Genomic DNA, 19,132 nt, shown 5'->3' on the forward strand with positions numbered 1-19,132 from the left:
GCCCCACCCGGGGCGGCCCGCCACCGTTTCCGGGCCGTCCGCACCTCCCGCGCCGGGCATTCGCAGGCTGCCCGGCAACCAGGCCCCGCACACCGCGGCGCCCGCACTGCAGAACCCGTCCGCACCGCAGCGCCCGTACCGGCAGGAGTGTCCACCCCGTGGCCAGAGCCCGCAGTCGTCCCCAGACGACCGTCTTCGATCCGACCTTCGGCGACCGGCCCCTCGCCGAGGCGCGCCAGGACATCATGGTGGGCCGCTGGCAGGGCGCCCGCGACCTGCTGCACGCCACCGGACGGGACTGGGACCGACGCACCCACCGGATGCGCCTGCTCGCCGACGCCGCCGCCGGCAACCGCACCGTGGAGACCTGGCAGGCCGCCGAGCCCAGCAGCGTCGACGCCATGGTGCTGCGTGCCGAGACGGACGTGATGCGGCTGTTCAACGCGGTGGCCGCCGGGCCCGCGCCCGACCCCAGGCGCGACGCGATCGACCGCGAACGCCTCGACCGCGTTGTGCGGATCTGCCTCCAGGCGGCCCACGGCCACCCCGACGACCCGGTCCCGTGGGTCTCGCTCATGACGACGGCCAGGCTGTACGCCGGCGGGCACCCGCAGACCTCCCAGTGGTGGCGCGAACTCCAGGCCCGCGACCGGGAGACCCGTGAGGGCCACCACCAGGTGCTGCGGCACATCTCCGCCCGCTGGCACGGCTCGCACGCCCAGATGTACGACTTCGCGTGGGACAGCGCCTCCTTCGCACCGTCCGGCTCCCCGCTGCTCGCCCTCGTCCAGGCCGCCAGGGCCGAGCACTACCGGCATCTGGTGGAGACCGGGGGCGCGACCGCGCTCGCCCTGTCCCAGCACTGGAAGAGCGACGCCGCCCTCCGCGACCTGGAGCAGACCTGCCTGCACTGGGTGGACCACCGGGTCCACGAGTTCGCCCAGGACGTCGCGGACCTCAACCACCTGGCGCACGGACTGGTGATGGCCGGCTCGCTGGACCGCGCCCGCCAGGTCTTCGGACTGCTCGGCAACCGTCCCACCCGCGTTCCGTGGGCCTTCACCGACGAGCCGCAGGAGCTCTTCCGCCGCTGGTACGACCGTCTGGGCGGCTGACGCGGCCCTACCGCGCGCCCGCCCTGCCGTGGGCTCGCCCCACTGCCCGCCCGGTCCGCCCGCTGCCCGTCAGGGATGCCCCGGGAGGCCGGTCGCGAGGGCCGGGCCGGTCTCCGGGTCCAGCCGCCCGACGCGGTCCAGCAGGCCGAGCAGGGTGGCGCGTTCGTCGTCGGTGAGGGGCGCGAAGGACGCGTCGAGGACCTCGGTGGCGACCGCCCGCCCGGCGGCCAGGACGCGCTCGCCGGCCGGGGTGAGGTGGTGCTCGATCCGGCGGCCGTGCCCCGGGCGCCGTTCGATCAGGTGCTGGGCGGCGAGCCGGTTGGCGAGGGTGCCGAAGGCCTGGTCGCCCTGGAAGGTCGCCACGGCGAGTTCGTGTCCGGAGGCGCCCGGGGCGCGGGCGATCGCCCGCAGGGCGTCCCACTGGGCCAGCGTGGTGCCGACGGCGGCCAGCCGGGTGTCCAGTGCCCGGTGGTGGCGGTACTGCGCCTGCTTGACGGCGCGGCCCAGGATTTCGAGGTCTACAGCCATGCGCCGATCCTACTCCCGCTTTCTACGCTTGCGTATATACGCATGTGTAGTTACGGTACTCGGGAAGCCGCGGCCCACCGGCCGCGCCCTCCGACCGAAAGGCGGCCGCCCCATGACCCCGACCACCCGCACACCGGATCCGACCACCCGCACTCAGGACCCGACCACCGGGACCCGCCGCCTCCGCCCCGGCCTCGACGTCGACCTCGCCGAAGCGGGCGCCGGGCGCACGGCGCTCGTCCTGCACGGCGGCGGCGGCCCCCGGACGGTCGACGGCCTCGCCCGCCACCTGGCCGGCAGCATGCGCGCCGTCACCCCGACCCACCCCGGCTGGAACGGCACCGACCGCTCGGCGGCCGTCCGCACCGTGGCGGACCTCACCGACGCCTACCTCGGCCTGCTCGCCGCCGACGACACGCGCGGGGCCGTCGTCGTCGGGTCGTCCATCGGCGGCTGGATCGGCATGGAGGCGGCCCTGCGGGACACCGACGGGCGGATCGGCGCACTCGTGCTGGTCAACTCGGTCGGTGTGCTGATCGAGGGCGAGCCCATCCGCGACGTCTCGGCCCTCGGCCCCCGCGGCCTGGCCGAGCACGCGTACCACGACCCGGGCCGCTTCGCCGTCGACCCGGCGGGCCTCACCCCCGCACAGGCCGCCGTCCAGCGGGCGAACGCCGCCGCACTCAAGGACCTCGCCGGCGATCCCTACATGCACGACCCCGGCCTGCTGGCCCGGCTCGGCGGGCTCCGCGTCCCGACCCTCGTCCTGTGGGGGCCGCCGACGGCATCGTCACCCCGGCCTACGGGCGCCGGCTCGCCGACGCGATCCCGGACGCCCGGTTCGAACTGCTCCCCGAGGCCGGGCACCTGCCGCAGATCGAGCGTCCCGGCGCCACCTTCGAGGCGATCGACGCCTTCCTCCGGGACAGCGGGCGATGACAGGAGGGCCGCCCGGGCCGGGGGTGGTGGAGGGGGCTCTCCCGCCAGGCAGGTGCCGGGCTCAGAAGTCCGGGAGCAGCCAGAGGCCCTGGGAGGCCGCCGCACCCAGGAAGCGGCCCAGCGCGGCGATGCCGCCGAGCGGCACGGCCCCCGCGCCGAGTTCGACCTCCGTGCGGCCCTCGCGGCGGGCGGCGGCGAGCCAGTCGTCGACCCGCCCGGCGAGCGCGGCGACCTCGGCGGGGTCGGCGAGCTCGTACGGGCTCACCCCGAACTCGTCCTCGACCCCCTGCTGGTGGACCGCGCCCCGGAAGCCCGTCGGGTCGCCGTCGGACGGCCACATCAGACCGTCCGGGTACCCGCGGTCGACCGCGCGGAAGGCGTCCGTGCCCGAAGGCGCGAGCCAGCCGAAGGCCACCGGCCTCGTGAGCGTGGCGTGCCCGGTGACAGCGGCATCCCCCGGCCGCACCGCGTAGACGTCGAGTCCCATGCCGCACCCTGTCGCCGGGGACCGACAGCCGGACGCGCCCGGTCACCCGTGCCGGGACGTCACGCACGGACTCCGGTCGTCCGTCGACCTCCTCACGGCCCGTCCGGGCCGGCCGCCGGCGCCAGCAGCACCGCGGCGTCGCCCGGGCGCGGGACGGGCGTGTGCGCCTCGGTGACCGGCACCAGCTGCCCGTCCGGCCGTACCAGGAAGAGCACCTGATGTCCTGACGGGAGGCCGACGTCGACCCGGCGGGTCTCGATCCGTGCGCCCTCCTCGTAGCGGCGGGCCAGCTCGGGCCCGGTCAGACCGGCGCCGAAGAGCGCCTCACCGCCCATGAAGGGCGCCATCACCCCGCTGCTGTCGGGCGGCGGTCCCAGCCGGTACACCGGGCCGTCCACGCTCTCCCGCAGCGTCATCGAGGCCAGCGCGTTGAAGTCGTCCTCCTCCGTCAGCAGCAGGACCCCGGTGATGCCCTCCAGTTCCGCGCCCGCGCCGGTGGCCGCCGCGAGCAGCTCACCCGGCACCAGTTCCAGGCCCGCCTCGGCGATCCGGGCGCGCTGCCGCCCGGACCCGGCCCACATCAGCACGTCCAGGCCCTGCGACCGCAGCGCACGCCCCAGGTCGACGGCCCAGGCGGCACCGCCGACCAGGAGCGGCCGCGAACGCGCGGGCCGCAGCACGCCGAGCAGCCGGGCCACCGGGCGGGCCGTCAGGCCGTACAGCATCACCGTGGCGACGATCACCAGGAAGGTCGCGGGCAGGATCTTCTCGGCGCCCCCGACGTGGTCCTGCACCAGGGAGGCCGCGAAGGTGGAGGCGGTCGCGGCGGCCACGATGCCGCGCGGCGCCATCCAGCCGATGAAGCACCGCTCGCCGCGCGGCACGTCCGTGCGCGCCGTCGCCAGCAGCGCCACCAGCGGCCGTACCAGCAGCACCAGCACGGCCACCAGGGCGAGCGTCGGCAGCACCAGGTGCTCCAGCGACTTCGGTGTCACGGTCGCCGAGATCGAGACGAACAGCAGCCCGATGATCAGCGAAGCCAGCGTCTCGAAGAACGGCCGGCGGGCGGGCAGGTCCACGCTCGGCAGGTTCGCCAGCGCCATCCCCATCACCACCGCCGAGATCAGCCCGGTGTCGTCCCGCAGCGCGTCGCAGCCGGCCGCCACCCCGACCACGGCGGCGAGCTGCGTGGTGGTGCCCAGCACCTCGCTCAGCCGCACGTGACGCAGCAGCAGCCACAGCACCAGCGCCCCGAAGGCGCCGCCCGCCAGCCCCAGCGCCGCGCTCAGGCAGAACTGGCCGATCCGGGTGCCCGGCCCCGTCCGGTCGGCCGCGACGACCGCGTGGAACACCAGCGCACCCAGGATGCCGCCGACCGGGTCGATCAGGGAGCCCTCCCAGATCAGGATCCGCTGCAGCCGCTCGGTCGGGCGGACGTGGTTCAGCAGCGGCCCGACCACGGTCGGCCCGGAGACCACCAGGATCGCCCCCAGCATCACCGCGGCCCGCTGGGACATGCCCAGCACCGGCACCGCGAACGCCGTCGCGACCACCCAGGTGATGAGCGTCCCCAGCCAGATCAGCCGCACCACCGACCGCCGGGTGTGCCCGCGGAGCCTGCGCAGGTCCAGCTCCAGCCCGGCGTCGTAGAGGATCACCGCGACCGCCAGCGAAACCAGCGGGGAGAACGCCGGGCCGAGCAGCTGCTCGGGGTCGACCTCGTCCGTCAGCGCGCCGGCGGTGAACCCGACCGGGAGCAGGACGAGCAGCGCCGGGATCCGCAGCCGGCTCGCCACCAGCTGCGACCCGACGGCCAGCACCACGATGAGCCCCAGACCGGTGATCACCTGCTCGGACGTCACGGCGCCTCCTCGCTAGACCAGCTGGGAAATGCTCTTGCCGACCAGCCACAGGCCGACCAGCAGGCAGATCACCACGATCGCCTGGTCCTGGTGACTGTTCATCCAGGTACGGAGCCTGGCGAGGCTCTGCTGCGCCGTCCTCGGCCGGAAGGTGGCGTACAGCTGCATGGCGAGCAGGCTGGCGCTGGCGAGCAGACAGAAGCCCATCAGCACGAGGTACGAGGTGACGTGCGACATATCGGCGTTCACCACCGTGGCGCAGCCCGCGGCGACCAGGCCCCACGGCTGGACGAGCACCGCGATGCCGGCCGCCGTCCAGACCGAGACGTGGTCGAGCCGGGCGGCCCAGGCGGGCTCGCGCGGGGGCCGGCGGCCGAGCCGGCGCCGCCGGTGCTCGCCGTACGCGATCAGGCCCACGCCGAGGGCGATCTTGACCGCCAGGACCGCCGTCGACGGCGTGCTCTGCGCCTTGGGCGGGTTCCCGCCGGTCGCCGTGACCGTCAGGGCGAGCACCAGGACGAGGCAGGCGAGCCAGGCCAGCACGAAGGCCAGACCCTTGCGCAGACCGCGGTCGGCCGACAGCAGCAGGATGAAGGCGGTCACCGGGATGGGTTCCAGGGTGATCGCCAGACCGATCAGCAGGAGGTCGAGCACCATGCTTGAGCCTCGCCTCCTCTGGTGTGGCGCGCGCCGACGGAACAGGCGGACCCGGGCCGTCGGGCGCCCGCCCGCGCCGAGCCTCCGCGCCAGCCTTCCGCAGCGGCCGCCCGGGGTGCCGGACGCCGCCCGTGCGGCTGCTCCGTCGGGGTGAGGCGGATCCCTCCGACGGCCCATCGGGGCGGGCTGCGCAGCGACCCGCGCCGGCGGCGGCGGCCCGGACCGCTCGGCGGCGGCGGTGGGGGCCGGCGACGGCGCGGGCCGGCGGGTCAGGAACCGGTCGGGAGCGCCTGCAGGATCCGGCCGGCGATGCTCTTGGCGTTGCCCGCGCCGGCGTCCTTGCTGCTGCTGGCCAGGACGGTGACGACGGCGGTGCCCTTGCGGGCGGCGATCAGCGTCGTCCCGCCCTGCCAGCCGCTGCTGGTGAGGGTGATCGTCCAGGCGCCGTCGCCGAGGCCGGTCGCCGCCTTCTCGGTGATCCTCACCTTGGCGTGGGTCTGGTCGTCCGTGTACGAGGGGCACGCCTTGGAGACCATGCCGAGCGCCTGCATGACGGTCTGTGCGGTGGTGCCGCGGTAGACGTCGACCTCCTGGGCCACCTCGGCGGAGGTGGCCTTGTCGATGTAGTCGTTCTGGGCGAACGAGACGCCTTCGATGCCGGTGATGGCCGACCAGGCGGTGCCGCCCAGCTTGCTGCAGTCCGGCTTCGGGACGTCGGCGGCGGTCGGCTCCTGGAAGGTGTCGCCGGTGTCCCGGCTGCCGCCGGTGTCGAGGGCGAAGCCCGACGGGAGCGCGGTCGCCGGGGCGAGGGCCTGCTTGAGGCGGGTCCCGGTCAGCAGGCCGGCGTTGGGGTCCGGGGTCGTCGCGGGCGAGGCCGACGCGGTGGGCGCGGCGGCGGGGGCCGTGTCCTGGGAGGCCGCGGTGCCGCCGGCGGAGCCCGTGGAGGAGCAGGCGGACAGGGCCAGCGGCAGCAGGCCGGCGGCGATCAGGAGGCGGGCGGACTTCCCAGAGCGCATGGGTGCATCGGCTTTCGAGTAGTGCGTGCTCCGAGGGAGGAGCGGATCGCCGGAAGGAGACCGGGACCGATTCGGAAGCATAGATTCCGCTTGACCGTGGTCCGGCGGCGCCCCCGATCGGCCGTCGGGCGCGGAAATCCGGATGGGAACGCAGCAGTGCGAGCCCGTCGTAGGCCGGGTCGCCGACGAGGCCCTTCGGGTCGATGGCCGGCCACGGCTCGCGTTCGGCCCGCAGGACGTCGGCGAAGTGCAGGTCGCCGTGGACGAGGGTGTCGGGCTGGTCCGCGCCGAACTCCCGAAGGCCGCGACCGCACAGTCCGTCACCCGGCGCGGCAGCGGGCCGCCGAGCTCCGCGCTCGCCGGGCCGATCTCCCGGGCCCACCGCAGCGCGTGGTCCCGCAGCCCGGGCAGTCCGGTCCGGCGGGGAGTCCGGTCGGGCCGGGCGGCGCCGGAACGGCGAGGCGGGCCGCCAGGACACCCGCGGCTGCCACCGCCTCGTCGACGTCCGGCAGGTCGGCGAGCGTGACGGTCGACGCCCGCTCCAGCAGCAGAGCGAACCGCGCGTCGTCGCGGCGGTGCAGCCGCACCGCACCGCGACCGCCCCAGGCCGCGAAGGCCGTCGGCTCGTGGATGTTCCCCGGGTGGGGGAACGACACTTTCAGCACGGCCGGGGGCAGCCCCGCCGACCGGACGGGCACGACGATCCCGACCTGCCCGTGCCGCACCGGCGCCTCCGGTGTGCAGTCCCAGCGCTCCAAGAGCCCGTCGACCAGACCGGGCAGGGCCGCGATCCACTCGCGCCCGGCTTGCCCCTCCCGGGCGACGGTGTCCCGCGCGAAGACCTCGGGTATCCCGATCACACCGGCACCCTACGTCGTGTCGTCGGACTCCCGCCCTCCCGGCTGCCGATATTCGGATGCCCGGCCGCCTGCCGGCCGACAGAATCGCCGGATGACACCTGATCAGCCCGCGACGGCAGCCCGTCCGGACCCGGCAGCGCCCGCCCGTGTCGCGGACCGGCTCGATCGGGCGATCCGGACGGGTGCACCGGTACGCCTGCACCGCTCGATCACCGGTGCGGAACGCATCGATGGCTTCGTCGTGGCGGCCACCGGCGCCTGGACCCTGCTCGCGCACTGCCCGGAGGTCGATCTCGACGGGTGGACGGCGGTGCGCACCGGCGACATCACCAAGGTCCGTCTGCACGGTGATCCGACCTCCCTGGCCGTCAGGGCGCTGTGCCGTCGGGGGCGCTGGCCGGTCGCCGCGCCGGCGCAGGCGCTCGCGCTCGACTCCCTGCCGCTGCTGCTGGAGTCGGCCGGCCGCGACTTCGGCCTGGTCACCCTGCACGCCGAGGGCAAGAGGCCGGATGTGTGCTGGATCGGGGCGGTGGTCGGCCTGCGGCGGAAGTCGGTGCGGCTGCTGGAGGTCGACACCGAGGCCCGGTGGGAGGCGGAGCCCACGCGCTTTCCGAGCAAGCACATCACCAGGGTCGACTTCGGCGGACGCTACGAGGAGACATTGCGCGAGTTCGCCGGCCCCCGGCCCGGCAGCGGCTGACCGGACGCGCGCCGTCCGATCCGGCCCGACCCTCGCGCCCCGCGTCCGGCATCCGGCTCCAGGACTGTCGGGGCTGTCGGGGATGCCTGGGCTGTCGGCGTGCGGAGGTCGTCCAGGAACCGCTCGCAGCCCCGCCCCTGGACGACGGACAGCACGGCGACCGCGCCCCCGAGCAGCAGCCAGCCGGGCGGTCCGGCCACCATCACGGCGCCCGTCAGGACGAGCGGGCCGACCGACTTCTGCACCGACTGCGACATCCCGGCGACCCCGAGGTAGGACGCCTGGGAATGCGGCGGTGCGAGCGAGACCGCCAGCTCCCAGGAGCTCACCGACCGCATCAGCTCCGCCATGGTGACGAGCACCGCGGCCGCGGTGAGCGCGATCGAGGCGGTCACCGGGCCGCCGCGGGTCGATACGGCGATGGCGACACAGCAGGCGGCAAGCAGGACGCCGTAGCCGAAGACCGCCCGGACGGCGCGCCTCGGGCCCTCGGCCCGGGCCGAGACCCGGAGCTGCAGGACCACGACCAGCACCGTGTTGATCACCAGGAAGGCCGGCACGAGGGCGTGCGGCGCGCTCGTGCGGGTCGCCAGCCAGAGCGGCAGACCGACGTTGAGGACGGAGTCGTCCAGGCTCATCACGATGTCCAGCAGGACGAAGCGCAGGTAGCGGCCGTTGCGCCAAGGGCCCGGTGCGGCCTGCTCGCGGCCGGCCGCGGCTGCCGGGCCGTCAGGTGTTGCGCCACGGGGCTCGACCTGCGGTTCGCGGGCGCGCCGGACGAGGACGGTGGCCACCAGGAACGAGAGGACGTCCACCAGGACGAGGGCGCGGTAGGCGTCCCGCGTGCCGAGGGCGATGCTGGCGGCTGCGACGGCGGCTCCCACGGCGTAGCCCGCGTTCGACGCGGTGCGGGACAGCGCCTGATAGGTCGAGCGACGGCTGCCCGCGACCCGGGTGGCGAAGATCATCTCCAGGGTTCTCGCGCCCCGGTCGCCGAGGGCGGTCACCGCCACCATCGGCAGCAGGGCCGCGAACCGGTCGCAGCTCAGGATCAGGCAGAGCGCGGCGGCGCGCAGCAGGTGGCAGCCGATCAGCAGCGGGCGCAGCGGGTACCGGGCGGCGAGCCGTCCCGCCAGGGGCGATCCGGCGATTCCGGCCGTGGCGGCCGTGCCGAGCAGCAGCCCGATCTGCCGGGCGTCCAGGTGGGCGACGAACGCGAAGTACAGGACGGCGGCTGCGCCCCACACCCCCGATCCCGACCGGTCGACGAACAGCGCCGCGAGCATCACCCGCGCGTCCCGGCCTCCCGGTGGGTTGCGCAGCTGCGCGATCAGCCCCGTCCCGTCCCTGCCGGTCATGTCCCCGCCTTCGTCCACGTGCCGGCGCGCGCAGCTCCGCCCACCGCCCTCGTATATTAGCTCGACATCAAGATACTTGATGTCGAGCTAAATTTCGCCGGTCAGGCCCCGGCGCGATCGCCGAGCAGCTCCCGCACGAAGAAGTCGACGGTGGCGGCGACCACGCCCGGCATGTCGTCGTGGCCGGCGAACACGTGCCCGGCGCCCGGGACGGGGATGTAGGTCGAGCGGACACCCGCGGCCAGCAGCCGCCCGTGCAGCCGTTCGCTGTGCTCCGGTGGCAGACGGTCGTCCGCCGTGCCGTGCAGCAGCAGGAACGGCGGTGCCGCGGCCGTCACCTGGTGGACCGCCCCGCCGCCGCGGCCTGCTCGGGCAGCTCGGCGGGGGCACCGCCGAGGAGCTTCGCCTCGGGCGAGTCCACTGCCGTCGCATCGCGCAGGGCCAGATCCGTCACCGGGTACCAGAGGACCGCCGCGGCGATCCCCGGGGGCGACGCCTCCCCGGGGCCGCCGCCCACCTGCGGCGTGAGTGCCGCGAGCGCCGCAAGTGCGCCGCCCGCGGATTCGCCGGACGCACCCAGCCGCCCGGTGTCGATCCCCAACACGTCGGCGTAGTACCGCAGATAGGCGATCGCCGAACGGACGTCGTCGAGCTGGGCCGGGAACACCGCCTCGCCGGACAGCCGGTAGTCGATCGTCGCGACCGCGATCCCGGCGGCCGTGAATGCCTCGAAGAGGGAGCCGGGCGTCAGTGTCTCCGGCAGGTGGCGGCGGTCCCCACTCAGGAATGCGCCGCCGTGGATCCAGACCACGACCGGCGCAGGCCCACCGCCCGCCGGTGGGACGTGCAGGTCCAGCAGGAGCGGCCGGAATCCCTCACGGAGTGCGTAGCTGAGGCCCTCGAAGACCCGGCCCCCGTCGGGGGCCGGTCGGGGCGGAACCGGTGCCAGATGAAGATCCATGATCCTGGACGGTAGGCCCGGCCCACCGGGCCATCAAGGCCTTTTCGGCCCGCGGAGCCGCCCGGACCTCCGTCAGGGCACCGCGGGCACGAGCCGTGCCATCGCCGTCCGGTCGAAGCCCTTGACGATCAGCCAGACGGCCAGTGACATCTCGTACGCGAACACCGGGAGGGCGGCGAGGCTGCCCCAGGTGGAGATCTGCTGGTAGGCGCCGAAGAGGACGAGCACGGCCGATCCGAGGATCAGCGGCCCGCCGACCAGGCCCAGCACGGCGATGAACCTCGGGACCACCCTCGACCGGTGGAGGAAGTACGCCATCAGCGTCGTGCTCGGGCCCAGGGCGATGTTGGGTCCGAACAGGAACGTCCAGTCGTGCTCCGCCACCAGCGCCCGGCCCGCGGTCAGATAGGCGGCCGCCTCGGGCGCGGTGGCCGACGCGTGGTCCCGGCCCAGCGTCACCACCGACAGCAGGCTGATGATGCCGAACACGATGACGGCCGCCTCCAGCAGCCGGAAGCAGACGTACCCCAGCGCGACGCTCTCCGCGAACCTCCGCACGACCGGGAACATCAGCACCGATATGCCGATCACCGAGAAGGCGAGGACCACCTCCAGCAGCGCGCCCGACGCCATCTCGGCGGTGTGGGCGTGGCCCCCGACGACGTACTCCCGGTCGCCGAGCACCGGCCCGTACAGCAGCAGTCCCGCGATCGAGGCGACCGCCGCCAGGATGAACAACACCCCGGTGGCCACCGCCGTCCCCCTGTGCGTGCTCAACTCTCCGACTCCCGTCCCGTGATGCCGGCGAACGCGGCCGACAGGGCCCGCGCGGCCCGGCCGCACCGGTGCGCCGCACCCGTCGTGCGGCCGTCCCCGGCGGGGACAACACTGCCGCTCGGGCGCGCGGGACACCTCCTCCTTTCGGTCGGAGCGGCCTCCGCCGTCCGGGGGAGTCGGACCGGGCCGGGCCGCGGGACGGCCCGACCGGGACGCGGGGACGGGGGCGCCGAGGCCGGGGGCGACCCGACCGGGGACGGGAAGGGCGCAGTCAGCCCAGCCGGGAGCGGGTGCCGGGCCCGGGGCTCGACCGGCGGGTGCGGGCCGGCCGGGACGGCCGGACGTCGGGCCTGCGCCGCTCCTCCTCGGCCGGCGGCCGGGCGGTGCGCGCGGCTCCGAGCAGGGCCAGGGCCCGGCGGCCGCGGGCTCGGACACCCCCAGCGTGGCGGCCCGTTGCCGGCAGACCGAGCACCAGACCGGGCTGGCCGGGCCGTCGCTGTACTCCAGCGACTCCGGCGGAAGGTAGTGGAGTGCGCACTCCCGGCAGACGAAGACCGACCTCATCCCTGCACCACCCCGGCTCCGCCGCATCGGCCGCACGGCGACCAGTAGCGCCGTTCCCGCGCGACCTGCCGGCCGTCGCCGTCCAGCTCCACGGAGTGTTCGACCTTCTCCGTGCCCCTCAGTCCGCTGCACCCCGGACACACGTGCGGCTCCGCCATGGACCACCTCCTGTGGTCAGACGCTAGCGCGCTGCATCCATGATCGGGGCGGGATCCCGCGCGCGTCGGCGTGCGCGGATCCCTGATCCCCTGCGGTGTCCGCGATCTGATGCCCGATCGGCCGGATCCCGGACCGTCAGGTCCGTGCGGGGGTGTCCCGCTCCGCGTGATCGCCTAGGGTCGGAGCGGTGGTGCGCTCCGCTCCGCCGGGACGACGACCACGAGGTGGAGGACGACTGTGCGCTACCGCGAACTGGGCCGCAGCGGGATGTCGGTGTCCGAGATCGGCTACGGGGCCTGGGGCATCGGCGCCTCCAGCTGGGTGGGGGCCACCGAGGACGAGTCGGTGCGCGCGCTGCACCGCGCCGTCGACCTCGGGGTGAACCTCGTCGACACCGCACGGGGCTACGGCGACAGCGAGCGGATCGTGGGCCGGGTGGTCCGCGAACGGGCCGGCGACGAGGTGTTCGTGGCGACCAAGGTGCCGCCGAAGAACCGGATCTGGCCCGCTCCCGGCGGGCTCGACCCCGCGGAGACCTTCCCGGGCGCGCACATCCGGGAGAGCCTGGAGACCAGCCTGCGGGAGAGCGGCCTGGACCACTTCGACGTGCTGCAGTTCCACGTCTGGAGCGACGACTGGGTCGGCCGCGGCGACTGGCTGGAGACCGTCGCCGAGCTGAAGCAGCAGGGAAAGATCCGGCTGTTCGGCGTCTCCGTCAACGACCACCGGCCCGAGAGCGCCCTCGACCTCGTCCGCAGCGGGGTGGTGGACACGGTGCAGGTGATCTACAACATCTTCGACCAGAGCCCCGCCGACGCCCTGTTCCCGGCCTGCCGGGAACACGGCGTCGGCGTGATCGTCCGGGTGGCCCTGGACGAGGGGGACTGACGGGCACCGTACGGGCCGGTACGACCTTCCCCGAGGGCGACTTCCGCAGCCGCTACTTCCGCGGCGACCGGCCAGCCCAGGTCGGGCAGCGCGTCGACGCGATCACCGCCGACCTGGGCATCTCCACCGACGAGATCGCGGAGACCGCGCTGCGCTTCGTGCTGAGCGCACCGGCCGTCTCGACGGTCATCCCCGGCATGCGCAGCGTCCGGAACGTGGAGCGCAACACCGCGATCAGCGACGGCCACCCGCTCACCGATGAGGTGCTCGCCGCACTCGCCAAGCACCGCTGGGAGCGCAACTTCTACTCCTGACCGTCGCGTTGTGCGGCGCCGATCGCGCGGACGGCGCCGCTACAGCCAGACGTCGATGTGCGGATCGTCCCACCGGGCCGCCGAGTCCAGGCCGATCAGCCGCACCAGGTGGAGCAGCTCCGCGGGCGACTCCTGGGCGCGCAGGCGTGCGGGTGCGTGGTCGACCAGCCAGGCGGCCAACTCCGCGCGCAGAGCGGGCGCGTCGTGCCAGGTGAACCAGGGGAGTTCGTCCCGGATCAGCTCGTCCGCCCAGTACTCGAGGGCCGCGGCCAGGCGCCGGTCGGCCGCCGGGTGCTCCAGCGCCGCCCAGGCGGCCAGCCAGGGGGTGAGCTCGCCGGAAGCCTCGACGCAGAGGACGAGGAGCAGGTGGGGCGGCTCCTCAGGGGCGGCCGCTAGCAGGCTGTACGCCCACCAGGCGTGCAGGAACTCCTCGACCGCCGCGGCCTGCGGCGCGGGCCACTCCGGCCACCGGCCACGGCCGAGGGCGACACCGACCTCGTCCAGGAAGTACTCCGGATGCTCCCGGCCGGCGGTGAGCGAGACCGCCAGCTGGGGCAGGATGCGGCGCAGCACCGAGCCCTTGTCGTCCCAGTCGGGTGCCTGCCAGGTGCGGCGCAGCAGGTCGGGATCGAGCGGCACGTCGGGCACCTTGAGGAGCGCGAGTTCCTCGGCGCTGCCCCAGTGGCACTCGCACTGGGCCTCGTCGGGGTGGGCGGTCGCTCCGCGCAGCGCGGTCGCCAGGCCCGCCAGTGCGGCGTCGAGGCGTCGGCGTGCGGAGGTGGGGTCGAGGTCGGTCACGGGCCTGCACCTTCGAGGACTCCGGGTGCCGGGGCAGCCGAAGTTCGCCAGCCTACTGCGGCCCGCCCGCCCCGTCTCCGGCGGGGCCGCCACACGGCTGCGGGCGGCAGGTGCGCGGCCCCCCGGGGCTCAGAGGTCCAGCCAGGTCCCCACGGCGAGGGCGAGGGCCCGGGCGTGCACCACCGAGGCCGCGGCGACGTCGAGCGCGGCGTGGCCGGTCGACTTGAACACCGTCAGCTCGTCGGACCGGGTGCGGCCCGGGTGGGCGGCGTCGAGGACGGCGCCGAGCAGGGTGGCCCGATCGGGTGCCAGGCCCTGGAGTTCGTGGGCGCCCGCCGGAGGGGCGGAGGCGGCGGCGCCCGCCCACTCCACGAAGAGGGCGGCGTCGTGGACGGTCGGCGCGTCGAGCTCCGGCCCGTGCGATCCGCCGACCGAGCTGACGTGGGCACCGGGCGACAGCCAGCCGCGGTCGAGGACGGGCGTGCGGGCGTCCGTGCAGCAGAACACCACGTCGGCGCCGCGCACGGCGCTCTCGATGCCGTCGGCCGTGGCACCGGGGTGACGTTCCGCCAGCTCCTGTGCGCGGGCGCGGTCGCGGCCGCCGACGACCACCGGGACGCCGGGGTGCAGCGCGGCGAGGAGCGTGAGCTGGGCACGGGCCTGGGTGCCGGTGCCGACGACCGCGATCCGCCGCGGACGGGGCGCGGCCAGCGCCTGCATGCTGTGCGTCGCCGAGGCGGCGGTGCGGATCGCGGTGACCGGCTCGGCGTCCATGAGGGCGAGCAGGCGGCCGTCGTGCTCGTCGAAGAGCGCCACCACACCGCGGTGGGCGCTGCGCCCGGCCGGGCCGGCAGCGGGGAAGACCGAGACCAGCTTGGCCGCCAGCCCCAGCCCGGGCACATGGGCGGGCATGGCGCCGAGCAGGCCGGCGGGGGTACGGGCGGCGATGCGGGCGGGGGCGGAGACCCCGTCGCGGGCGATCGCCACCAGCGCGGCGCGGGTGGCGGCCATCACGGCCATCGGCTCCAGCGCGGCCAGGGTCTGGGCCCGGTCGAGGACGAGGACGCCGGGGCGGTCCTGCGGGTCGGGGGACGAAGGGGTGGGGGAGGAGGGGAGGTCACGCATCGTCGGTTCCTGCGCTGGGGCGGGCGGTGGACAGGGTGGTGAGGGCTTCCCGGAGCCGCCCGGTGGCGTCGTGCAGGGCGGTGATGATGCCGGCCAGCCGGGGTTCCTCGAACTCGGCGTCGGGGCCGACCACGGTGAGTGCGCAGATCGGTGCGCCCTTCGCCGAGCCGACGGCCCGGCTCACCGACGCGATGAGCTTCTGGTTGCGGCCGCGCTCCAGGGCGTGGCCGGTGCGTTCGACCGTCCCGATGTCCGCCAGCAGCCCCTGACCGCCGGTCAGTTCGACTCCGGCCTCCTCGGCCTGGCGCAGGTAGGGCCGGCGGGCGGCCGGATCGAGCATCGCGACCAGGGCGAGCGGGCCGGCGAACCGGTGCACCGGGAGCCGCTCGTCGCGCAGGTCGCTGATCATCTCCAGCCGGGCCGGCCGGACGACGTCGATCACCCGCGCGTGGTCGGTCTCCGGGATCTGGAGGTTCACCATCATGCCGGTCCGCTCCGACAGCTCCTCGAGAACCGGACGGGCCACTGCGGCCAGCGAGTTGGTGGCGGCGACCTGGGAGAGCTGGAGCACGACCGTCCCGGGCAGGTAGTGGTCGCCCGCGCGCAGGATCCACCCGCGCCGGACAAGGTCCAGCAGGACGCGGTAGGCGGTGGCGCGGTGCATCCCCGCCTCGTCGGCCAGTTCGCTCAGCCGCAGCGGCCGGTCGCAGCGGGCGACCGCCTCGACCAGGTCGAGCGCCTTGTCCACGGCCGAACTGGGGGACTTGGGCACCTTCGGCACTCCTTCGGCGGCGGGCGGGGTTGATCTGCGACGACCCGCGTTGCTAACCTTGAAACAGCTGTTATGCACAACGTAACAGATGTCGAGGGTGGGACACCAGGGGCGACGCCCCCGGCGGACCGGCGGACCCCCGACCGGAACAGGCCGTCGCGCGCGACGGAGAGGCGGAACCCATGGATCACCCGGCCCCCGGCGCGCCGACCCCTACGCCGCGCCGCCCGAGGGCACGGTCGTGCTCTACCGCGGAGCGACCCTGCTCGACGGCACCGGCGCCCCCGCCCGCACCGCGACGACGATCGTCGTCGACGGCGAGCGCATCGCCGCGGTCGTCCCCGACGGGGAACTGCCCGACGGCCTCCCGGTGGACGCGGTCACCGTCGACCTCGACGGCCGTCACGTCATCCCCGGCCTGATCGACTCCCACCAGCACCTCGCGACCCCGCCCGACCGGCCGCTCGCCGAATCCTGGCTGCGCCGCCAGGTCTACGGCGGCGTGACCGCGATCCGCGACATGGCCGACGACCTGCGCCACGTCGGCGACCTCGCCCGCGGCACCCGCGTCGGCGAGATCCCCGGGCCCGACATCCACTACGCCGCGCTGATGGCCGGCCCCGGCTTCTTCGACGACCCGCGCACCTGGCAGGTGTCGCAGGGCGAGACCCCGGGCACCGTGCCGTGGATGCAGGCGATCACGGACGAGACCGACCTGCCGCTGGCGGTCGCCCTCGCCCGCGGCACCCATGCCACGGCGATCAAGGTCTACGCGGACCTCGACGGCGCGACGGTCGCCGCGATCACCGCCGAGGCCCACCGGCAGGGCATCCAGGTCTGGGCGCACGCCGCGGTCTTCCCGGCCTGCCCCGGCGAGGTCGTCGCCGCCGGGGTGAACGCCGTCTCCCACGTCACCCTGCTCGCCCACGAGGCCGTCGACGCCACCGCGCCGTCCGCCAGCTACAAGAACAAGGCCCCGATCGACTACGAGCGCCTCGCCGGCGAGGAGCACCCGCGGCTGACGGCCCTGTTCGCGGCGATGCGCGAACGCGGCACCGTCCTGGACGCCACGGCGGGGCTCTGGCACTGGCTGGAGGGCGAGGCGGACACCCCGGAGGCCCGCGCCAAGGCCCGTGCCGACAGCGAACTCGCGGCCACGCTGACCGCCCAGGCCCACCTGGCCGGCGTCGAGATCTCCGCCGGCACCGACTACGAGACGGCCGCGGAGCACCCCTACCCGGCCCTGTACGACGAGATGGCCTTCCTCGTCCGGCGCTGCGGGATCCCGGTGGAGCAGGTCATCCGCTGCGCCACCGTCGTCGGCGCACGGAGCATGGGGGCGGAGGCGCAGATGGGCACCGTCGAGGCGGGCAAGCTCGCCAACTTCGTCGTCCTGGACCGGGATCCGCTGGCGGACATCGACAACCTCCGCAGCGTCGGCTGCGTCGTCAAGCGCGGGCGGCGCCACGAGCGGAGCGACTACCGGACGGGGCAGGACACAAAGGGGCAGGACACGAAGGGGCAGGTCGACCGATGAGCACCGCAGCCGACTACCTGATCATCAACGCCCTGGGGGCACTCGACAACCCCAACGCCGCGCACTCCGCGGCCACCGCGGGCAAACTCGTCCAGAACAGCGACGACCTGGTGATCGACGCCCGGACACTGGCCGACGCCCACGCCTCGGGCCTGACGGCGGTGAACATCACCCTGGGCTACACCCTGGGCGACATGGCCCCGTTCGAGCACACGCTCCGCGAGATCGAGGTGTGGGACGCGATCCTGCGCCGCCACCCCGCCGACCTGCTGCACGTCCGGACGGCCGGCGACCTCCACCGGGCGCGCGCCGAGCGGCGGATCGGTGTCATCTACGGCTTCCAGAACGCGGTGGCGATCGGCGACGACCTCGGCCGGATCGACACCTTCGAGCGCCTCGGCGTCCGGGTTGTCCAGCTGACGTACAACCAGGCCAACCATCTCGGCGACGGCTCGATGGCCCCGGAGAACCGCGGCCTCACCCCGTTCGGCCGGCAGGCCGTCGAAGCCCTGAACGACGCCCGGATCATGGTCGACCTCTCGCACAGCGGCGAGCGCACCTGCCTGGAGGCGGCCAGGATCTCCCGCCGGCCCGTCTCGATCAACCACACCGGCTGCCGCGCGCTTGCCGACCTGCCGCGCAACAAGACCGACGAGGAGCTGCGCCTGGTGGCCTCCCGCGGCGGCTTCGTCGGCATCTACTTCATGCCGTTCCTCAACACCTCGGGCCACGCGCGGGCCGCCGACGTCGTCGAGCACATCGTGCACGCCGTGAACGTCTGCGGCGAGGACCACGTCGGCATCGGCACCGACGGGCCCGTCACCGCCATCGACGATCTGGACGCCTACCGGGCGACGCTCGCCGAGCACGTCGAGCACCGCCGGGCGGCCGGTGTCGGCGCGGCGGGCGAACGCAGCGACACCTACCCCTTCGTCGTCGACCTGCGCGGGGTGGACCAGTTCCGCGAACTGATCCGGCTGCTGGAGCGGCGCGGCTTCGGCCCGGAGCGGATCGCGAAGATCATGGGCGGCAACTTCGCCGCCTACGCCGAGCGGATCTGGGGAGCCTGAGACACCCGGTCGCCGTGCGCGGGCCACCGCGAGATCCCACCCGCCGGTCGGCGGGCTCCAGCCCGCGGCCCGCGGCTCACCGGGTCGGGGCGGGTGGCGGGCGGAGGCACGGGGTGCTGATGCGGAGGAGCAGGCGGTCGGTGCCGCCGCCGGTCTCGGCGCTGACCAGGTAGTGGCCGGTGGGCTCGTAGGCGTCGAGCAGGGCGCTCGGCTCTCCCTGCCACTCCTCGCGGTAGCTGCGCACTTCGAAGCCGCGTCCTTCGAGCATCTGCCGGATCCGGCGGACGGCCTCCGGGTGCTGCGGCAACGGGACGGTGCTGTCGACGGCGTAGCTGAGGGAGAAGCGGTCGTCGGGGGCGGTTTCGCCGTTCCGTCCGGTGCAGGGACGGAAGGCCGGGTCGGCGGTGGAGTCGGTCAGGGTGATGCCGGCGGCTTCGGCCATGTACGCCGTCATGTGCCGGGCCCAGGCCTGTGCGTCGGCGCGGGCCATGACGGGGAGCTGGTCGTGCGGTCCGGTGGTGGTCGGCATACAGCCTCCGAGGCCGAGGAGGGCGAGCGGGACGAGGAGGGCGAGCGGAATGCGGAAGGTGACGGACGCCAGGGACGTGAGCGGGGTCGGGAAGGTGCGGCCGGTGGGCGGCATGG

19 protein-coding genes and 2 pseudogenes are annotated in these 19,132 nt (G+C 74.7%); 6 read left to right on the forward strand and 15 right to left on the reverse strand.

What is annotated here, in order from left to right; translation table 11 throughout:
* Window positions 1-158 precede the first annotated feature (158 nt).
* Window positions 159-1,115: a hypothetical protein gene (locus ABEB13_RS37680; RefSeq protein ID WP_345709125.1), complete on the forward strand. Its 957-nt coding sequence runs from the start codon at window positions 159-161 to the stop codon at window positions 1,113-1,115.
* A 69-nt stretch (window positions 1,116-1,184) separates the two neighbouring features.
* Here the strand turns inward: ABEB13_RS37680 and ABEB13_RS37685 are convergent, their stop codons facing one another.
* On the reverse strand, window positions 1,185-1,643 hold the full coding sequence (locus tag ABEB13_RS37685; protein WP_345709126.1) for a MarR family winged helix-turn-helix transcriptional regulator: 459 nt from the start codon (window positions 1,641-1,643) through the stop codon (window positions 1,185-1,187).
* Between the two features lie 768 nt (window positions 1,644-2,411).
* Here ABEB13_RS37685 and ABEB13_RS37690 point away from each other — a divergent pair.
* Entirely contained in the window at window positions 2,412-2,582 is a 171-nt protein-coding gene (locus ABEB13_RS37690; protein WP_345709127.1) for an alpha/beta fold hydrolase, read from the forward strand.
* A gap of 61 nt (window positions 2,583-2,643) precedes the next feature.
* On the opposite strand, the gene ABEB13_RS37695 is transcribed toward ABEB13_RS37690, so the two are convergent.
* The 6 genes and pseudogenes from ABEB13_RS37695 to ABEB13_RS37715 all read right to left on the reverse strand — a co-directional run bounded on the left by ABEB13_RS37695 (window position 2,644) and on the right by ABEB13_RS37715 (window position 7,464).
* Window positions 2,644-3,069 (reverse strand): hypothetical protein, encoded by a 426-nt coding sequence (locus ABEB13_RS37695; RefSeq protein WP_345709128.1) that lies wholly within the window; start codon window positions 3,067-3,069, stop codon window positions 2,644-2,646.
* Between the two features lie 92 nt (window positions 3,070-3,161).
* Window positions 3,162-4,931: a cation:proton antiporter gene (locus ABEB13_RS37700; RefSeq protein WP_345709129.1), complete on the reverse strand. Its 1,770-nt coding sequence runs from the start codon at window positions 4,929-4,931 to the stop codon at window positions 3,162-3,164.
* 12 nt (window positions 4,932-4,943) lie between these two features.
* A complete protein-coding gene (locus ABEB13_RS37705; protein ID WP_345709966.1) occupies window positions 4,944-5,588 on the reverse strand; it encodes a GAP family protein in 645 nt (214 codons plus the stop codon).
* 269 nt (window positions 5,589-5,857) lie between these two features.
* Window positions 5,858-6,604, reverse strand: a complete 747-nt coding sequence (locus ABEB13_RS37710; protein ID WP_345709130.1) for a hypothetical protein — start codon at window positions 6,602-6,604, stop codon at window positions 5,858-5,860.
* Window positions 6,605-6,806: 202 nt separating this feature from the next.
* A pseudogene (locus ABEB13_RS40985) lies at window positions 6,807-6,986 on the reverse strand (hypothetical protein); the annotation flags it as partial.
* Window positions 6,925-7,464: an aminoglycoside phosphotransferase family protein gene (locus ABEB13_RS37715; RefSeq protein ID WP_425559940.1), complete on the reverse strand. Its 540-nt coding sequence runs from the start codon at window positions 7,462-7,464 to the stop codon at window positions 6,925-6,927. The gene ABEB13_RS37715 and the pseudogene ABEB13_RS40985, both read right to left, overlap by 62 nt.
* A 91-nt stretch (window positions 7,465-7,555) precedes the next feature.
* On the opposite strand from ABEB13_RS37715, the gene ABEB13_RS37720 reads away from it, so the two are divergent.
* Entirely contained in the window at window positions 7,556-8,164 is a 609-nt protein-coding gene (locus tag ABEB13_RS37720) for a hypothetical protein (protein ID WP_345709131.1), read from the forward strand.
* Here ABEB13_RS37720 and ABEB13_RS37725 read toward each other — a convergent pair.
* The 4 genes from ABEB13_RS37725 to ABEB13_RS37740 all read right to left on the reverse strand — a co-directional run bounded on the left by ABEB13_RS37725 (window position 8,113) and on the right by ABEB13_RS37740 (window position 11,260).
* Window positions 8,113-9,522, reverse strand: a complete 1,410-nt coding sequence (locus ABEB13_RS37725) for an MFS transporter (protein WP_345709132.1) — start codon at window positions 9,520-9,522, stop codon at window positions 8,113-8,115. The genes ABEB13_RS37720 and ABEB13_RS37725 overlap by 52 nt on opposite strands.
* Before the next feature lie 101 nt (window positions 9,523-9,623).
* Complete coding sequence (locus tag ABEB13_RS37730) at window positions 9,624-9,860, reverse strand: alpha/beta hydrolase family protein (RefSeq protein ID WP_345709133.1); 237 nt, start codon at window positions 9,858-9,860, stop codon at window positions 9,624-9,626.
* Window positions 9,857-10,483: an alpha/beta hydrolase fold domain-containing protein gene (locus tag ABEB13_RS37735; protein WP_345709134.1), complete on the reverse strand. Its 627-nt coding sequence runs from the start codon at window positions 10,481-10,483 to the stop codon at window positions 9,857-9,859. Before ABEB13_RS37735 ends, ABEB13_RS37730 begins: the two co-directional genes overlap by 4 nt.
* A 72-nt stretch (window positions 10,484-10,555) precedes the next feature.
* Complete coding sequence (locus ABEB13_RS37740; protein ID WP_345709135.1) at window positions 10,556-11,260, reverse strand: DUF4386 domain-containing protein; 705 nt, start codon at window positions 11,258-11,260, stop codon at window positions 10,556-10,558.
* A 960-nt stretch (window positions 11,261-12,220) separates the two neighbouring features.
* Here ABEB13_RS37740 and ABEB13_RS37745 point away from each other — a divergent pair.
* Window positions 12,221-13,185: pseudogene (locus ABEB13_RS37745) on the forward strand (aldo/keto reductase).
* Between the two features lie 39 nt (window positions 13,186-13,224).
* Here ABEB13_RS37745 and ABEB13_RS37750 read toward each other — a convergent pair.
* The 3 genes from ABEB13_RS37750 to ABEB13_RS37760 form a co-directional block, all read right to left on the reverse strand.
* Entirely contained in the window at window positions 13,225-13,983 is a 759-nt protein-coding gene (locus tag ABEB13_RS37750) for a hypothetical protein (RefSeq protein WP_345709136.1), read from the reverse strand.
* Window positions 13,984-14,112: 129 nt separating this feature from the next.
* On the reverse strand, window positions 14,113-15,108 hold the full coding sequence (locus ABEB13_RS37755; protein ID WP_345709137.1) for an ornithine cyclodeaminase family protein: 996 nt from the start codon (window positions 15,106-15,108) through the stop codon (window positions 14,113-14,115).
* On the reverse strand, window positions 15,101-15,880 hold the full coding sequence (locus tag ABEB13_RS37760) for an IclR family transcriptional regulator (RefSeq protein ID WP_345709138.1): 780 nt from the start codon (window positions 15,878-15,880) through the stop codon (window positions 15,101-15,103). Before ABEB13_RS37760 ends, ABEB13_RS37755 begins: the two co-directional genes overlap by 8 nt.
* Before the next feature lie 241 nt (window positions 15,881-16,121).
* Between ABEB13_RS37760 and ABEB13_RS37765 the strand changes: the two genes are divergently transcribed.
* Window positions 16,122-17,417, forward strand: a complete 1,296-nt coding sequence (locus tag ABEB13_RS37765) for an amidohydrolase family protein (protein ID WP_345709139.1) — start codon at window positions 16,122-16,124, stop codon at window positions 17,415-17,417.
* Window positions 17,414-18,487 (forward strand): dipeptidase, encoded by a 1,074-nt coding sequence (locus ABEB13_RS37770; RefSeq protein WP_345709140.1) that lies wholly within the window; start codon window positions 17,414-17,416, stop codon window positions 18,485-18,487. Before ABEB13_RS37765 ends, ABEB13_RS37770 begins: the two co-directional genes overlap by 4 nt.
* A gap of 76 nt (window positions 18,488-18,563) precedes the next feature.
* On the opposite strand, the gene ABEB13_RS37775 is transcribed toward ABEB13_RS37770, so the two are convergent.
* The gene (locus ABEB13_RS37775; protein ID WP_345709141.1) at window positions 18,564-19,130 is read right to left on the reverse strand and encodes a hypothetical protein; all 567 of its coding nucleotides are present in this window, start codon (window positions 19,128-19,130) and stop codon (window positions 18,564-18,566) included.
* Window positions 19,131-19,132: the final 2 nt, after the last annotated feature.

It is taken from the genome of Kitasatospora paranensis, from assembly GCF_039544005.1.
GTDB classification, from domain to species: Bacteria; Actinomycetota; Actinomycetes; order Streptomycetales; family Streptomycetaceae; genus Kitasatospora; species Kitasatospora paranensis.

What these genes read in the sequence shown, in the direction of transcription:
- ABEB13_RS37705 (WP_345709966.1), bottom strand. Translation starts at nt 5,588, where the DNA reads ATGGTGCTCGACCTCCTGCTGATCGGTCTGGCGATCACCCTGGAACCC.
- ABEB13_RS37725 (WP_345709132.1), bottom strand. Translation starts at nt 9,522, where the DNA reads ATGACCGGCAGGGACGGGACGGGGCTGATCGCGCAGCTGCGCAACCCA.
- ABEB13_RS37770 (WP_345709140.1), top strand. Translation starts at nt 17,414, where the DNA reads ATGAGCACCGCAGCCGACTACCTGATCATCAACGCCCTGGGGGCACTC.
- ABEB13_RS37775 (WP_345709141.1), bottom strand. Translation starts at nt 19,130, where the DNA reads ATGCCGCCCACCGGCCGCACCTTCCCGACCCCGCTCACGTCCCTGGCG.
- ABEB13_RS37695 (WP_345709128.1), bottom strand. Translation starts at nt 3,069, where the DNA reads ATGGGACTCGACGTCTACGCGGTGCGGCCGGGGGATGCCGCTGTCACC.
- ABEB13_RS37685 (WP_345709126.1), bottom strand. Translation starts at nt 1,643, where the DNA reads ATGGCTGTAGACCTCGAAATCCTGGGCCGCGCCGTCAAGCAGGCGCAG.
- ABEB13_RS37755 (WP_345709137.1), bottom strand. Translation starts at nt 15,108, where the DNA reads ATGCGTGACCTCCCCTCCTCCCCCACCCCTTCGTCCCCCGACCCGCAG.
- ABEB13_RS37710 (WP_345709130.1), bottom strand. Translation starts at nt 6,604, where the DNA reads ATGCGCTCTGGGAAGTCCGCCCGCCTCCTGATCGCCGCCGGCCTGCTG.
- ABEB13_RS37720 (WP_345709131.1), top strand. Translation starts at nt 7,556, where the DNA reads ATGACACCTGATCAGCCCGCGACGGCAGCCCGTCCGGACCCGGCAGCG.
- ABEB13_RS37735 (WP_345709134.1), bottom strand. Translation starts at nt 10,483, where the DNA reads ATGGATCTTCATCTGGCACCGGTTCCGCCCCGACCGGCCCCCGACGGG.